Source organism: Cryobacterium sp. Y50, assembly GCF_002929805.1.
GTDB lineage: Bacteria > Actinomycetota > Actinomycetes > Actinomycetales > Microbacteriaceae > Cryobacterium.
On sequence record NZ_PJJM01000101.1, the window covers coordinates 128,825 to 144,020 of the forward strand.

Genomic DNA, 15,196 nt, shown 5'->3' on the forward strand with positions numbered 1-15,196 from the left:
TTGGGTTGGTGTTTTGAACAGGACCATTCATGACAGGCAGGGCGGGTCGCCGTGTCTGACTACAGGGGCGGGTCGATCGAACGCTTGCGCCCCGGCAGCGGCTCGACGGCTCGCCGAGCTGATCGTCGCGAGAATCTCGCGCTCGTCGAGGCCCGCCGTCTGCGCCGATGGGCCGAGCGCGGTCTCGACATCTGCGGGCGCGAACCCCGCCTCGACCAGTCGGCAGGCCGCCCAAAACAACCCGCTATTGCGCTCGCCCTCCTGCAGATTGCTCACCCATCGCGCGAGCCGGCTCGGCTCTGGCGCCCTGGTGGCGGTTGCCCGCGTGCCAGTCCGCGGCGGCCTCGGGTCAATGAAGCTGCGCAGCGCAACGGCATCGACCGGCTTGGAACTGGCCGCTGACAGGGAATACAGCCGATAGGGGGCTCGACCGATGTCCGTTGCCAAGATCGAGGGCGGCACGATGACATAGCCGCCGTCCCCACGAAAGTCGATGTGCGCGTTCGCGGCCTGCCAGCACCGCTGCGGCCGTTCTGCGATCGCGGCAAAGTACACGTGCATTCCGCCCGACGGAGTGCGCACCCGGGCGAGCTCGCCGTCGACCAGCCCAGCCTTGGCAACACGCTCGAACGCGGCGAACCCCGTGGGCGGCTTCGTCACGTCGACATCCACGACGTCGATTCCCGACGCGCTGCCTGTCGGCATCCCGATGTTCGCGCCCGGCCATCGTGTCCACCACGTTCGCACCTGTTCGAGGTCGCGGCTCGCGTCGTGAAAGCCAGCAGGCGTGAGCGGATGCTTACCATCCGTCACACACGGAAACACCGGAATCCCCGCCCGAGCGAAGGCAATTGCGGCGTCCCGCACGGGCAGTCGGCTCGAGGCCACCAACACCCCAGCGACGCTCATCAGCCACTCCGAACGTGGAGCCATACGTGCCAATTCACAACTATCACCTTCCCGAAGGACTGCCACGCAGGCGTGGCTCGATGACACGCAGGTGCGTCTCGCTTCGCTGATGCGTTAGGCGAGGCAGCTCCGTGTTGAGCATGCTCAATGTCAATTCACGGTCAGTTTTAGCACCACATTTGAGCATGCGCAACCCTTGCTTTGATCATGCTCAAAGAGTAAATTGAGCATGCGTAATGACCTGAGTATTTATCAGTACAGGGACTGGAAACCACATGGCCGAAGCCGAGAGCACGACAGCAGCGGAGGATCTCGCGAAGCGCCTCCGCCTACTGCTCGACGTCGCCGAGGCCGAGACAGGCAGCGAACCGACCTTCACCCAAATTGCTGCGTTCCTCGAAGCGCGCGGCACGAACCTCTCGAGGTCGCGCTGGACGTACATCGTGAACGGTCACCGGTACGTGCAAGATGCAACACTTTTCGAAGGCCTCGCCGCGTTCTTCGACGTCGACCCCGCGTTCCTCGCCGGTTCAAAAGGCGCCGAGACTCCGGCCAAGGTGAGTGCTCAACTCGATCTCGTGCGGTCGATGCGGGCCGCGCGAGTGAAATCGTACGCGGCCCGTACACTGGGAGACATCTCTCCCGACGCTCTTAGAGCGATTAGTAGATTTTTGGATGCGGAAGTCGCTCCGAGACCGCCAGATGGATCTCCACACGCGTCCGGAGGGAATTGAGGCGGCAGTGAACAGCAACGTGAGCGTGTCGACGGCAGTCGGCGAACTCGCATTAGGCGAGACCTTCACCTTCGACGAACTCGTTCGGGCAGTGCAGCGCAATCGAGGTCGGCCACTGCGAATAGCCGAACTCACCGAACTCGGCGTCAATGATGGGCTGTGCGCCGTCTGGCTCGGAACCGTTGACCAAGACCTGATCCTCCACGCACATAGCGATTCAGCGCTGCATCGGCAGCAGTTTGTCTTGCACGAACTGGCCCACATGATTCTGGGTCACACTTTCGACGAGTACGCCGAAGCTGCTGATTTCTTACTGCCCGACATTCCGAAAGAGACCCGGCGGCGCTTACTCAGACGTCAAAACTTGGATTCGCCTGACGAAGTGCAGGCGGAGACGCTTGCGGACATTTTTGCCGCGGCAATCAGAAGATCAACCAGAGATTCGTCTCGGTACGCGGAGATTTTCGGATGATTCCACTACTCGTCTCCGCCCTGATGTGGCTGCTCGTCGCCAGCTTGCTGATCTTGCGGCGGGGTCATGCAGAGCGCAACATCAGCTATGCCGCGCTGACCATCGCGATCGCTATGACCCTCAATACCGATCAGGTCTATTGGCCGCTCGACAGGATAGCGGGCGGTGCCAACTTCGCGACTCTCCCAGCCGACCTTGCACTGATGGTTGGCGTCTTCTTCCTGGGCCGCGGCGTGTTGAAAGCCTCCGAGCTGCAGTCCGGGGCCATACGGTTCGCGCTTGGCCGAGTTGTGCTCGCGGTTGCAGTCATCAGCGCGGTCAGCACGTTTCTCTTTATCGACGGTGGCGATACCACGACCAACTTTATGCTTGACCTGGGCGACCAACCCAGTGCCGGTACGTACTCCATGATCCAATTTACGTACTACGCCATCGTTCTATCAGCGATGGCCGTGCTCGCAGCCCGGCAAGTTCGCCGAAGCGAAGGTGCCCAGCGGATGCCGCCAACGTCCCTTCTCATCGGAAGCATCCTCGGCGTTCTGTTGAGCATCGTTGTCATCACCATGGATATCGCGCACCTGGCCGGTGACCTCAGTCTGATGAATACCGTGGCCATTGCATACGAACCGTTGCATTTGATGACCTTTGTGCTGCTGTGCCTGGGATTCGCTGGCCAGCCTGCCGCCCGCGCTCTGCAGGCGCGATCGCGCGATCGGACAACGCGAATGCTCGTGCCACAACTCCAGCCGCTCTGGGCAGAGGCAACCGCGGCGCGACCCGGCATTAGCCAAAACGCGCGCGTGGAAGTTCATAGTGAGCCCGAGACGCTTCTACATCGCCAGGTCGTTGAGATTCGCGACGCGATAATGGATGCGCGGGTGTCGTTTGACGTCAGCAACCAAGACCGGGTTCTCATCGAGCGCGCCGAACGTCACCTACTTGGCGGCGATTTAACTCGGTCGGCGCCTGATGAATCACGAGCGACGACCAGCCCGGCGCTGCAGAAACGATGAGAGCAATTTGGATGCTGGCTGGCGCTGTGACCGCGGCCAGCGTGGGGCTCAGCGGGCTCGGGCTGGTGATCGCGAGGCGGCTAACAGCACCGGTGAGTGGGCGAAGGTTCGACCTCACCATTCGAGGTATCGATGCCTCGAGGGAGCAGCCTATCGTCATCCTGGATCGCACGCCACGCACCGCCACGCCCGGCGACTACTGCCTCATCCTCGAGAACGGTGGCTGGATTCGCTTGGCGAGCGAAGTCGAGGACCGCGGGCCGCGCCTCGTCGGCCGCGAGGTCGTGGGGGAGTCGGGGCCAGGTGTGGCTGCCGGTCAGCGAGCATCCTGGAGCGGCATCTATTTCCAGACCCCAGCCGATGCTGGCCTGCAGTCAATAGATGTCGAAATACAAGCGGATGTCGGCCCGGCGCCCGCCTGGCTCCTCCCGCCCGAGGGCCCGCCGTCGACGACTTGGGCCATCCACATCCACGGACTCGGAAGCACGCGCGCCGGAACGCTGCGTGGCGTGCAGATCGCTTCGGAGGTCGGGCTCACATCGCTCGTCGTGACGTATAGGAACGACGGCGAAGGTCCCCAGGTGGGTACCGGCAGGTCCGAACTCGGTGCCGCCGAGGTCGCGGACGTGCGTGCAGCCGTGGACTACGCCCGGGACCTCGGGGCACGCAGCGTCATCCTCTTCGGCTGGTCAATGGGCGCGGCCATCGCGCTGCAACTAGCCGCAGATCTCAAGCTTCGCGGCATCGTTGCTGGGCTTGTGCTCGATTCGCCCATCCTGGACTGGGTTGCGACGCTCAAGGCGAACTGCGCGCGAGCGGGCCTGCCCGCCTGGACCGGTGGGCTGGCCTTGCCGTGGCTAAGCCTTCGGCCGCTGGCTCGAATGATTGGTCTCGCAAACCCGGTCGGTCTGCGCCGCTTCGACTGGATCGCGCGCGCCGACGAGCTTACGGTGCCGATTCTCATCCTCCACGGCACCCTGGACACGTCGTCGCCGTTCGGGCTCTCGACTCAACTCAGGGCGCTGCGTCCCGATAGTGTCGAGCTCGAGGCATTCGACGCAGATCACACGATGAGCTGGAACTCGGATCGCGAGCGATGGCGTGGACGACTCTCCGTTTGGCTGGCATTGAGCAAGGGGTGAACGAAGTCCGAGATCGCTCAAGCCTGCGGGGCCTGATCCGACGGGGTGAATGCTCAGGATGAGTCCCACCTGAATGGCTCAGAGGATCACCAGGACTAATGCCACAACCAGCGTTTTGCGCATTCCATAGTGTGTCCGTATCAAAGCTTGTCTATCCATGTGTCCTCGTCTCGGTCGGCCCACGCGTCACCTGTGTTTTTCTTGCTGGCGTTCTTGACGCGGCTTCCGAGGAAGTGTAAAAAGATTTGGGCAGTCGATTCCTGGAGGTCGCGGACAGAACGAATACGCACTCCGGTCAGTTCCTCGACGACGGCGAACTGTTCTTGCGCGTCCTTGAGCCCGAGCAGTTCGAACGCATCACGGATGAGGCGACGTTGGGAGTCGGTCATCGTTTTCGGTGGCGGCTCGCTGGCGTTGGGGTTGGTGGTACTTGCATCGTCCTCGAAATTAAATAGCGCATCGCCCATGTATCGATTCTCGCCGCGAAGAGGCACGGATTCACAATCCGAGAGTCTGTGGTACCCGGGACGTGGCCCGCCGAATCCAATGCTTGCCTTCAGTCAGCGCCGGAAACGCGGGACACGTTAACACAGAACGACGCTCAGCGTTTTGTCATCCACGCCAGGTCGTCGTACGCAACTTCGCTTGAATGGTCGTGGGGGCACTCGAAATGGCTCGCGCGTATTTCGACGGCAACGGCCTCGACTTTGGTCTTGATTGCGCTCATTAGCGTTGCATTGACAGGATCATTGGAACTTTTGCCGTGGTCATCGAGGTTCAAGATCTGAATGCGATCCGCCGATACCCCAGTTAACTCCTCATAGCCGAGCGCGTAAATTGAGAGTTGGTCTTTGGTGACCGTCTCCGACTGCGAATCCTCGGTCGACTTGAAATCGACGATCGCAGTCTCACCGGTCTCGAGCGATTTGATTAGATCGATCCGGCCGTTCACAGTAACGCCCGGGGCTATCTGGACTTCGATCTTCTTCTCTGAGTGAATCGTTCGAGTAAGGTCGCCACCATGTCGGTCGAAGTATCGATTGATCGCCGTGATTGCAGCCCGTCGCAACTGTTTGCGGAGTGCCGGGTACGCGTATGGGGTGTACAAATGCCGATCGACTAGGGTCTCGGTTTCCGCCTTCGTGGGCAGATCTCCTGCGAGGGCGCGTTTATGCATCTCGGCGAGAACATCGTGAAGGCCTTTCCCATAGCCGAGCGCCTCGTGGATAGGTGGATTGAAGCCATACATAAATCGCAGTTTGAATTGATAAGGACAGTCGAGGAGATACTTGAGTTCAGAGAACGAAATAGAAATGCTCGGCGACTCTTCGCGCGGGGTCGGCGGCAGCCGCGTCACGTCGGGCAAACCCTCGTCTGAGGTTGACATCCAAGTTGATGCAGTGCAGTGCAGGTAGAGGTCTGATGCCTTGCCGTACAACTTCGAATCACTCTGCGCATAAGTTACGTACAGGTATTTCTGTGCGCGGGTAACGGCCACATAGAAGAGTCGAGTCTCATCTTGCACCCCGCCGCCATACCGAGCGCCGTTTGCGACGGCCTCGATTGGAATAACGTGGGGGATTGTCTGGGTGCCTCCGGCCTTCTTCATCGGGAACCGGTTTCTACGCATGAAGGGCACGAACACGGCCGGCCACTGCAAACCTTTGGACCGGTGCACGGTCGAAATGACCACAGCATCAGGCGCGACGTATCCGGCATCCTCGTCGGATTCCTCGTAAACGCTTGGCGCTTGAAATGTAAGGAACCCTTGGAAAGCCTCGTACTTCCGCGCTGGGTCTGACGAGAAGTGGATGGTCTCGAAGTCGGATATGACTTGCGAGAATTTCCCGAGCTGGTACATGACAAGTTCAGCGCGGATCTCATCACCTTGGATCGTCGACTCGCGGACATCAAGTGTCTCGAGCGCTTCCAAGTACAGCCTCTGAATGTTGTATGTTCCCCAGCGCTCACTCGCGGTGAAGTCGGCCCCGCTGTCAAGAACACTGATCAGTGCCGACCACTTTGCAGGATCGGGGATGAGCCGAGCTATTTCCCAGAGTTCGCGCAGCTCAAGGGCTGAGACGGCCTTCATCATGTAGCCGAATAGCCCGGCGCAAGCCCTTATCTCCGGTGCGTCAAAGAGCCGTGCGAGTCCCTTGATTATGAATGGGATGTCGCGGCGCTTGAACTCGTGCACGAGAGCGTCGGCGTCCTTGACGCTTCGGAATAGCACTGCGCAGTCCGACCAGGACATTCCTCGTGGGGTCGCACCCTCCTTATCGATGAATGGCATTCCCTGTAGGTCGACTATGCGCTGGGCGATAAAATTGGCCTCACTGCCAGCTTCCTCGAACTGGAGAGCCAGCATGTCACCGCGTTCCCATGCCTGATGCGATTTCGACTGCATCTGCTTCGGCAATCGCTCGGTCGAGTCCAGTCGTTCGGCGACGCTGCGCCCGAGTTCGACGATGCCCCGGCTCGATCTAAAATTGTCGGCGAGTTCGATTTTTCGCACGCCTTCATAACGGCTATCGAACGTGATGATGTTTGACACCTCACTGCCGCGCCACTGGTAAATAGTCTGATCATCATCACCGACCACGCAAAGGTTGGCCCCGAAGTGGACGAGCCTGGCGACGAGTTTCTCCTGGATCGGGTTAACGTCTTGATACTCATCGACAATCACATACTTGAGATCGTCGCGTATGTGTTCTCGCAGCGATTCCTCAGCAGTGGTGAGACCGGAAGTGGTCTGAGACCGTTCGAGGAAGCCGACAGCCTCCACGATCATCGACGTGAAATCGAAGTAGTTCTTGCGGGCAAGCATCTCGCGGTACATACCGAGGCTCGATATCACTCCCTCTCGCACGAGGGATAGATCGACCTCGTCCTCCTGGAGGATCGACAATGCTCCCTTGAATACCTTTGTGTCTGTGTAGCGTCGAAGTTTCGTTTCGATTCCACGGACGAGCTTCGTGCAGGTGGAAAGGCCGGATTTATTGCTCTCGCGATCGATCAGTAATTGCTGGGTGATGTCAGTAAGCACACTGAACTTAAACGTCTCAGGAATATATGTCTGCAGGAGGTCGAGGCAGTATCCGTGCATGGTACCGACGTACATTTCGGCAAGACCGACGATGTCGGGGAACTGCTGGAGGACCACACGATAAATACGCTCTTTGAGTTCTGCCGCCGCCTTGTCGGTGAACGTGAAGGCAATAATATTGGCTGGCTTCACCCCCGGTTGTGTAAGGATTTTCGCAATCCGCTGCGCCAGCACCTCGGTCTTACCCGACCCAGCACATGCAATGAGCTGGAGGGGTTGGGATAACTCATCGATTGCAGCCTGCTGCGCAAACGTGAAGGACATTGCTGAACTCATGCGTAGTTCTTTCCGACCGTATCGTAAAGCTTGAAAGCTGACGTGCCAGACTTTGCCGCCATGTGCACAGCCTTACGCACGTTCTCATCCTGAAGATCCAGCACACGCATCGTCCCGTCGAGGTCCGCAAGTGCATCGATCCGGAGGAAGTCCGAGGAGTATTCCTCCGCGTAGTTGGCCAGGCCCACAAGCTTGACGAGGGCGTCCTCGAGATGGTGTCCGTGTGGGTCGACGATGGAGGCTCGGATGGTCCCGTTGACTTCGTTGAAGAAGATGAAGTCTGGATGCATAGCCCGCCAATTGCCGACCCCGTCCCGGTAGGTGACACCAAGCGAGTCTGCCGACGACATCGAGGGGTTGCGATACCACGCAATGCAGCCGAGTCGCGTAGTCTCCTTGCGTACTACGGCCTTCTCCCAGTCGTTAAGGTTCGTGAGAGGAAACCATCCCATTTCATCAGACATCAAATGCTTGTCAATTAGGTCGGCAGTGGCGATTTGATTTCCTTCCTTGTCTGCAAAGTCCTCGAGCCGGTTCCGCGGTCGGCGTAGGTCAGTGAGCTGCGGTGAGACAGCGAGTGCCCGGATCTCGTCGTATACGTCTCTGCGGTCATCACTGAGACCAAGAAGCTCGACACGATGGTCCGCGAACCACTCGTCCACGATGTCTTTCGCGGCGAGGTCCACTTTGTCACGCACAGTGGGAACAGTGGCCAGTGCCGCAGCCTTAACGTACGCGGCACGGAGTGCAAACCCGTCCTCGTCGTCTTCGTCAGGACCGGCAACGTAATTTACGTATGACTGCGCAACGTCTGCACCGAAGGCTCGCTTCGCATCCTCAAATGCAACAGCAATGGCGCGGTCGTCGGCGCGTTCAATAAAGTCTGCATACTTTAGTTTGGTCGCACCAAACGAACCTGAGATCGTCATGCCGCGAACCGTACGAACCTCGATCTCGGCGCTACGGAGGTGACCGTCGTAGCGGGCTGCCAATTGATCAAACAGTCCGTGGAATTGCTTTTGAACGGATGAGAGTGCACCAGGTCTGACCTCGTCGCTGCTAAGCGCGTGCGCGAGCTGGATAACTTGCTTGACGGGCCGGGCACCGCGCTGAGGGACGACGAGGTGCGGAAGGTGATCCCAAACGTCCCAAACAGTTGCGGGTATGCACTGGTTCGGCTGAAGCTCGCGCCCGTCGAGAAGCACTTTCTGTCCGACGCCGGGCATGGAATCGATCACGCCGGTTAGAAATTTGGCTACGTTCCCGGCAGTAGTGCGGTCGAACCGGGGCAAGATGCAGTCGACCGAGTTCAGCAAGTCGTCGCCGGGGATCCGACGTGCGAGCGGCGTGCGTACCATCCGTCCGATCAGCTGTGTAATGTGCGTGTGGTCCTGTGCAGGCCGGAACGACAGGAGGACTTCGGCGCGCGGACAATCCCACCCGGTAGAGATGCCATCCTTTGCAATGAGCACACGTACAGACGTGGTTTCCTCGACGCGCTGGGGCTCGATCCAGTCAATTTCCCACGAACCGAACGCTTTTGTCGTGTGGTCACCAAGAACGTGCCGCACCCCGGATGCTGTGAGGTCACCTAGTTCAGCGGCGACGGTGTCGAGCCAAAGGCCAACATCGTCTGCGTTCTCGGTGTTCGGCACTTGAAGGACAAGCAGCGGCTGGGCAGCCTCATTTACCGACTCACCAGGGAGCTTCGCCTGCTCCGCGAGATATTTCCCCCAGCGGATGGCGGATTCCTTCAATTTTCGTCCAGCGCGTGTTGCGAGGTTCGTTGCGAGGTTGCCTGGCTCTGAGGGAATGTCGAGTCGGATCGTATCCTTGATCAGGCCCGAGCGCTGGACACGCCGCGGGTCAACCATCACCGGCGGTAGGACCGTACGATCGCCACGTACCTCCGCCTCTTTCATTGCATCCGTAAAGCGGTCGGCGGTAGCCGAGATACCCCAAACGACAGGAATGGGCAAGCCAGCCTGCTCCCCATTTACAAGGCTACGTATTATCGTCGACTTTTCCCGTGACGTATTCGTATTGAAGCCGCGATGTGCCTCGTCAAGAACCATATACACGGTCAGGCTTTCGTCCTCGATCGTATTCTCGAGCGTCTGCCAAATATTGTACGCAAGGTCGTCCGGCGGGATAAGGGTGCCGTCGGTCTCAAGGCTCTCAGCGCCGCGGGTAAGCAGCGACGTCTTCGATAGCCGCTGCGTGTTTAAGAAGTACACTCGGCGTGGCTCTAGGAGGGGCAGAGCGAACGGAGGTTTGATTGTGACCAGGCGGTCGTGTGTCAGTTTGTCGGACGCCTGCATGAGACGCATACGTGTCTGGTCATTTAGGTTCGGGTCGTCTGAAAACCAAATGACGACTGCACCGGGATCCGAATCAAAATCTAGGTCATCGTTGCCATAGAACAGAGACTCTATCGCGGCAGCCGCCATTACAGTCTTGCCTGCGCCAGTCGTTGCCGTAAGTGCGAACGATGTCTCCTTGGAGTCGACGTGGTAGGACATTCTTGCGCGGGCAAGGTTGTCGAGCACCTGCACAACTGCGTCGTGCTGGTAGTCCTTCAGTTTGAATTTCATCGCACACTCCGCATCGCGTCGATCTCGAAATTTCGGAGGTACGCGTCGTAAAGCCTTACGGGTTCGACGCCCTCGGGGAGGTCGGCGACGACCGCCCCGAACAACGAGTCATCATCAGTGATTATGAACGCGGTTGTCGCAGTCGGCGAGGTTGCGAGTGCTCCAAGAAAGGCGTCAGTCTTATCTAGGTCCGCGATCACCCCGTATGCCTCGGCTACGCTCCAGCCATCCGGTACCGACTCGATGCGTCGTCCAATTGACCCGGCGCGCATCCACAGCAGGGCTGCGACTTTCTCGAAGTCTCGGTTCGCCCTAAGGCGGAGGGACGCCTCATACGTGAGCGTAAGAAAGGTGACGTTCTCCTCGAGGCCATCCGCCATCGGGAACTCGTCAGTAAACTTGTAGTCGCCCACGACTTTTTCGCCGCTGTCGCGCATACCAGTAACTGCAGCTCGAATCCGGGGCTTCGTGATGTACTCGCAGATACCCTGTCGCTCCCACTCAGGGTCACCCGCCCGGAAACCGCTTCGACGAAGCGTGGTCTGCTCTTCGGCAGATACCTCATTGTTCGTAACAGCAATACAAATGCGGCGGCCACCATCTTGCTTGTTCATGCGCATCACTGCGTGCATTGTTGTGCCCGACCCTGAGAAAAAGTCAACGACGACTGACGTGGGCTTCTCGCCGATGAAGAACCGCAGCACGTCCTCGACCGCATAGATCGACTTGGGGTAGGGGAACCTCCGACCCCGTGGCAGAAGCGCGTTTAGCGTCGGGGTGCCGTAATCTGACGCGCTGTGGGACGGGCGCCTCCAAGTTGTCATGGGAGTCATTCGGCGAGCGGTGACAAACGTCCACTTTATGAAGCCGTGCTCGTCGCGACCGTCCTCGACGACCTCTCCTGTTTTGATGGCTCGGATCGTGCCCTCTTGAATGAAGCGGATCACGTACCCTCCGGCAGCGTTTCGGTAATAGCGAACGTAGCCTTTCGAGAGCCTCTCGGTGAAGCCCGCCGCCGACAGGCTCCACGTCATTTCTGCCCCGTTCGGGGCAACGGGCAAGACATAGTCGAGGCCGGAAATTGTGGGCGCGGTGCCCTCGTCGACTGAAACCATTTCACCTGCATGATGAAACTCACCCGTCTCAGAGTTGAAGTAGATGGGGTAGAAGAGGCTCGGGATTCTCGATCGTCGACTCGCGTTCCCTCGGCGGCGTAGCGAGTCCCACCGGACCTCAAACCTCGGGACCGCGGAGGCGTCGCTAAGCATGTCGTCGCCAGTCGGAATAACTCGCCCTCGGCCGAAAAGCACAACATAGATGTACTCGTCCGAGCGGGAAAAAAGTTCTGCCCTAGACGATCCACTTGGATTGATCACGGAGGTGACCATTTGAATCTTTGCTTCGGGGAAAGTCTGCTCAAGCAATAGCCCCAATCGTAGGTACTCCTTCTCGTCGATCGTGATGATGAGAACGGAGTCGTCAGCATTGAGGAGGTCTTTAGCGAGCAGCAGGCGCCGCTCCATGAACGCGAGCCACTTGGAGTGTCTGTAAAGGTCTTCCGACTCGACGTAGTCGTTGTTGTACTTCCAATCCTTCGCGCCCGTGTTATACGGCGGGTCAATATAGATCGCGTCGACTTTGCCCCGGTGGGTGAACATGAGTGTCTGTAGCGCGTGAAAGTTTTCGCCGTTGATAACGGTATGAAACGGCTTGTCGCCTCCGCGAATGACCGACCCGGTGGCGACGAGGCCGGGGTAGATCGGGTCACGGAACTCGGCGACCACGACAAGATCTACTGCCCTGGCAGAGGTGGACTCGATCGGTGCGACTGCTGGAAACGCCTCGACCTTCGCCACCCGCTCGTTGCCTTTTCCTTCAATCGAAGCGACTCGCCAAAGCTTCGCGTCCGCAAACTTCGGCGTTTCGCCGCGTGGAGGGAGGACGCGCACCTTGTCGCCGGTGCGGACCGGCCGTCCCGGCAACTCGACGGCTTCGGGCGTGTGCCGCTCGAAGTTCAGTCCGAACGCGCGCCGGTTACTGAGCGCGTCGACTTCGCGTTCTATGTCATCAGCGAGCCCTACGTTGGTCGCGCGCAGCTGCCTTAGAAACTCATGTATGCGTGCCAAAGTTATCCTCCCGATGTCAAAGTGACACGCCAACAATCCAGCTCTGTCTATACGATGACACGCTGTCCAGGAGTGGTGAATTCCACGTTTCGAGGTCGATGACTGCCGACAGAGCGTACTGATTCCAAGTTGGTTATGCCACAGTTGGTTCCCCACATGCTTGTAGGTGAACCCTATCCGACTTGACGGACCTGCATCAATTGTTGTAGCACAAAAAGCGATTCCAATGCCCTTGTATGACGCTGCCAAGGCTCAGGCTGCCTGGCCTTTTGCGGCGGAAAAATGGTGCAAGTTTTCGCGCTGGACATATAAGACCTGATCGGGATGAAACCTCTCGACGATTTCTATGCAGTTACACAGGCGTCAGACCTTCAGCCCCACGGCAAAGTAGGTCGCCTCAGGTCGATGCATGTCTTGTACTCTGCACGCTTCGCTTAAGTTCTGATTGGTCCCACGCCTCTTGCAGATCGAGGCGGAGCGGGCATTATCGCTGCAGAAGTCACAGGTCATGCCGTTGTTGGCCACTACGTTCTTGTCGGCGACGGTTGAAACCTGAGCCAGAATCGACGGTGAAAACTGAGCCACCCGAGCACGATTGATGGGTGATTACGGTGGAAGAGTGGGCTTTGGTTCGTCGCCTTCATGTGAATGCGGGCATGTCGCAGCGCGAGATCGCTAAGCGGTTGGGCATCGCGCGGAACACGATCGCGAAAGCGATCAAATCGGAGAAACCTCCCAAATATGAGGGCTCGGATCGGTCCTCTGGAATGCGGAACTTGGAACCCCGGATTCGGGAGTTGTTGTCGCAGAATGCGCGGATGCCAGCGACGGTGTTGGCCGAGCGATTGGCGTGAACGGGGTCGATTACTTGGTTTCGGGAGACCGTCGCGCGGTTGCGGCCGGAGTATGCGCCAGCGGATCCGGCCGACCGGTTGAATTATGCGGCCGGAGATCAGACCCAGTGCGACTTGTGGTTTCCGCCGGTGAAGATCCCGTTGGGAGCTAACCAGACGGGGTCGCCGCCGGTGCTGGTGATGGTGTCCGGATTCTCCCGTTTCATTACTGCGGTGATGCTGCCCTCGCGGACGACGCCGGATCTGTTGGCCGGGATGTGGCAGCTGATCTCAACCCAGCTCATGGCGGTGCCGCGACGGCTGATCTGGGACAACGAGGCGGGCATCGGTCGCGGCAACCATTTCGCCGCCGGGGTCAGCGCATTCACCGGGATGTTGGCGACCAGGATCGTGCAGCTCAAACCGTTCGATCCGGAATCCAAAGGAATCGTCGAGCGGGCCAACCAGTATCTGGAGACCTCCTTCTTGCCCGGGCGCACCTTCGCCAGCCCCGACGATTTCAACCGTCAGCTGGCCGACTGGCTGCCCAAAGCCAACGCCAGGACCGTTCGCCGCCTCGGCGGCAAACCGATCGAGTTCATCGGTCAGGACTGAGCAATGATGCTGCCGGTGCCGCCGTTGGCGCCGTTGGTGGGCTTTACCGCACGGGTGCGGCTGCCGCGGGATTACTACGTGCGTGTGGCCAGCAATGATTACTCGGTGGATCCGACCGCGATCGGCCGGCTGGTCGACGTCACGGCAAATTTGTCTCAGGTGACGGTGCGGTTGGACGAGCGTGTTGTCGCCTGTCATGAGCGGGTGTGGTCGACCGCGCAGACCATCACCGATCCCGCCCATGTGGTTCAGGCCGGTCGGTTGCGCCGCGCGTTTCAACATCCGCCCGCGCCGGCGGACACGGACTTGCTGCGGGATCTGGCCGATTACGACACCGCGTTCGGCGTCGACTTCGACGTCCTCGGCCTGGATGAGGAGGCCGTGTGATGGGCGATACGACCAGCAGCGAGATCGAGTATCTCGCTCGAGCGCTCAAAGCGCCGCGCATTCGTGACGCCGCGGCCCGGCTGGCGGAGCAGGCCCGGCAGTCCGCCTGGACCCATGAGGAATACCTCGCTGCGGTGCTCTCCCGGGAAGTGTCCGCGAGGGAAGCGTCCGGGGCAGAGATCCGAATCCGAGCAGCCGGGTTCCCGGCCCGCAAATCCATGGAAGACTTCAACTTCGACCATCAGCCCGCGTTGCGCCGCGACGCCATCGCTCACCTCGCGACAGGATCATTCCTCGCCGAAGCGCAAAATGTGGTGTTGTTGGGTCCTCCCGGCACCGGAAAAACGCATCTTGCGATCGGCCTTGGCCTCAAAGCCGCCCACGCCGGCCACCGGGTGCTGTTCGCGACCGCCGTCGAATGGGTCGCCCGGCTGCAAACCGCGCACCAACTCGGACGGCTCCCGCAAGAGCTCGCGAAACTACGGCGTTACGGGCTGATCATCGTGGACGAAGTCGGCTACATCCCGTTTGAACAAGATGCCGCGAATCTGTTCTTCCAGCTCGTTTCGTCCCGCTACGAACACGCATCGCTGATTTTGACGTCAAATCTGGCGTTCGCCCGCTGGGGCGACGTGTTCGGCGATCAGATCGTCGCTGCAGCCATGATCGACCGCATCGTCCACCACGCCGACGTCCTCACCCTCAAAGGCGCCAGCTACCGACTCCATAACACCGGGATTGAATCTTTACCTTCAGTCCGAGCAGAAAACGCGGCACAATAAACACACACAACAAGTGGCTCAGTTTTCACCGTCGCTTTTGGCTCAATTTTCCACCGTCGCTGACAGTTCTCTGGTCGGGGGCGCGCGGTGACGGTATCGATGCGGGTGATGGGCGTCGGTGAAGGCTGCAAATATTTGATGGCAGCTCCCTTCCATGCCCAGTCGGCTGCAGTCGGGCATACCCTACGGAGGCACTGTGTAATGCTC

10 protein-coding genes and 1 pseudogene are annotated in these 15,196 nt (G+C 59.4%); 6 read left to right on the top strand and 5 right to left on the bottom strand.

Going from position 1 to position 15,196, the window contains the following annotated elements; translation table 11 throughout:
- Positions 1-27 precede the first annotated feature (27 nt).
- Entirely contained in the window at positions 28-933 is a 906-nt protein-coding gene (locus CXY73_RS17015) for a bifunctional DNA primase/polymerase (RefSeq protein ID WP_104178384.1), read from the bottom strand.
- 251 nt (positions 934-1,184) lie between these two features.
- Between CXY73_RS17015 and CXY73_RS17020 the strand changes: the two genes are divergently transcribed.
- The 4 genes from CXY73_RS17020 to CXY73_RS17035 are packed head-to-tail and all read left to right on the top strand — an operon-like array spanning position 1,185 to position 4,270.
- A complete protein-coding gene (locus tag CXY73_RS17020; protein ID WP_104178385.1) occupies positions 1,185-1,643 on the top strand; it encodes a hypothetical protein in 459 nt (152 codons plus the stop codon).
- 7 nt (positions 1,644-1,650) lie between these two features.
- Positions 1,651-2,115 carry an ImmA/IrrE family metallo-endopeptidase gene (locus CXY73_RS17025; RefSeq protein WP_233198418.1) on the top strand — a complete coding sequence of 155 codons (465 nt, stop codon included), beginning with the start codon at positions 1,651-1,653 and terminating at the stop codon, positions 2,113-2,115.
- Positions 2,112-3,128 (top strand): DUF6545 domain-containing protein, encoded by a 1,017-nt coding sequence (locus CXY73_RS17030; protein WP_104178387.1) that lies wholly within the window; start codon positions 2,112-2,114, stop codon positions 3,126-3,128. The genes CXY73_RS17025 and CXY73_RS17030 overlap by 4 nt, the downstream gene beginning before the upstream one ends.
- Entirely contained in the window at positions 3,125-4,270 is a 1,146-nt protein-coding gene (locus CXY73_RS17035; protein ID WP_233198419.1) for an alpha/beta hydrolase, read from the top strand. The genes CXY73_RS17030 and CXY73_RS17035 overlap by 4 nt, the downstream gene beginning before the upstream one ends.
- A 140-nt stretch (positions 4,271-4,410) precedes the next feature.
- Here the strand turns inward: CXY73_RS17035 and CXY73_RS17040 are convergent, their stop codons facing one another.
- The 4 genes from CXY73_RS17040 to CXY73_RS17055 all read right to left on the bottom strand — a co-directional run bounded on the left by CXY73_RS17040 (position 4,411) and on the right by CXY73_RS17055 (position 12,372).
- Complete coding sequence (locus CXY73_RS17040; protein WP_104178389.1) at positions 4,411-4,737, bottom strand: hypothetical protein; 327 nt, start codon at positions 4,735-4,737, stop codon at positions 4,411-4,413.
- 134 nt (positions 4,738-4,871) lie between these two features.
- Positions 4,872-7,652 carry an ATP-dependent DNA helicase gene (locus CXY73_RS17045; protein WP_104178390.1) on the bottom strand — a complete coding sequence of 927 codons (2,781 nt, stop codon included), beginning with the start codon at positions 7,650-7,652 and terminating at the stop codon, positions 4,872-4,874.
- Positions 7,649-10,246, bottom strand: coding sequence for a DEAD/DEAH box helicase (locus CXY73_RS17050; RefSeq protein WP_104178391.1), 2,598 nt, complete (start codon positions 10,244-10,246; stop codon positions 7,649-7,651). The genes CXY73_RS17045 and CXY73_RS17050 overlap by 4 nt, the downstream gene beginning before the upstream one ends.
- Positions 10,243-12,372, bottom strand: coding sequence for a site-specific DNA-methyltransferase (locus CXY73_RS17055; RefSeq protein ID WP_104178426.1), 2,130 nt, complete (start codon positions 12,370-12,372; stop codon positions 10,243-10,245). The genes CXY73_RS17050 and CXY73_RS17055 overlap by 4 nt, the downstream gene beginning before the upstream one ends.
- A 602-nt stretch (positions 12,373-12,974) precedes the next feature.
- Here CXY73_RS17055 and istA point away from each other — a divergent pair.
- Both istA and istB read left to right on the top strand, forming a co-directional pair.
- Positions 12,975-14,207: pseudogene (istA, locus tag CXY73_RS17070) on the top strand (IS21 family transposase).
- The gene (gene istB, locus CXY73_RS17075; RefSeq protein ID WP_104178394.1) at positions 14,207-14,989 is read left to right on the top strand and encodes an IS21-like element helper ATPase IstB; all 783 of its coding nucleotides are present in this window, start codon (positions 14,207-14,209) and stop codon (positions 14,987-14,989) included. The pseudogene istA and the gene istB overlap by 1 nt, the downstream one beginning before the upstream one ends.
- Positions 14,990-15,196 lie beyond the last annotated feature (207 nt).

Coding starts and splice junctions, on each gene's coding strand:
- CXY73_RS17035 (WP_233198419.1), top strand. CDS start 3,125: ATGAGAGCAATTTGGATGCTGGCTGGCGCTGTGACCGCGGCCAGCGTG.
- CXY73_RS17045 (WP_104178390.1), bottom strand. CDS start 7,652: ATGAGTTCAGCAATGTCCTTCACGTTTGCGCAGCAGGCTGCAATCGAT.
- istB (WP_104178394.1), top strand. CDS start 14,207: ATGGGCGATACGACCAGCAGCGAGATCGAGTATCTCGCTCGAGCGCTC.
- CXY73_RS17015 (WP_104178384.1), bottom strand. CDS start 933: ATGGCTCCACGTTCGGAGTGGCTGATGAGCGTCGCTGGGGTGTTGGTG.
- CXY73_RS17020 (WP_104178385.1), top strand. CDS start 1,185: ATGGCCGAAGCCGAGAGCACGACAGCAGCGGAGGATCTCGCGAAGCGC.
- CXY73_RS17040 (WP_104178389.1), bottom strand. CDS start 4,737: ATGGGCGATGCGCTATTTAATTTCGAGGACGATGCAAGTACCACCAAC.
- CXY73_RS17030 (WP_104178387.1), top strand. CDS start 2,112: ATGATTCCACTACTCGTCTCCGCCCTGATGTGGCTGCTCGTCGCCAGC.
- CXY73_RS17050 (WP_104178391.1), bottom strand. CDS start 10,246: ATGAAATTCAAACTGAAGGACTACCAGCACGACGCAGTTGTGCAGGTG.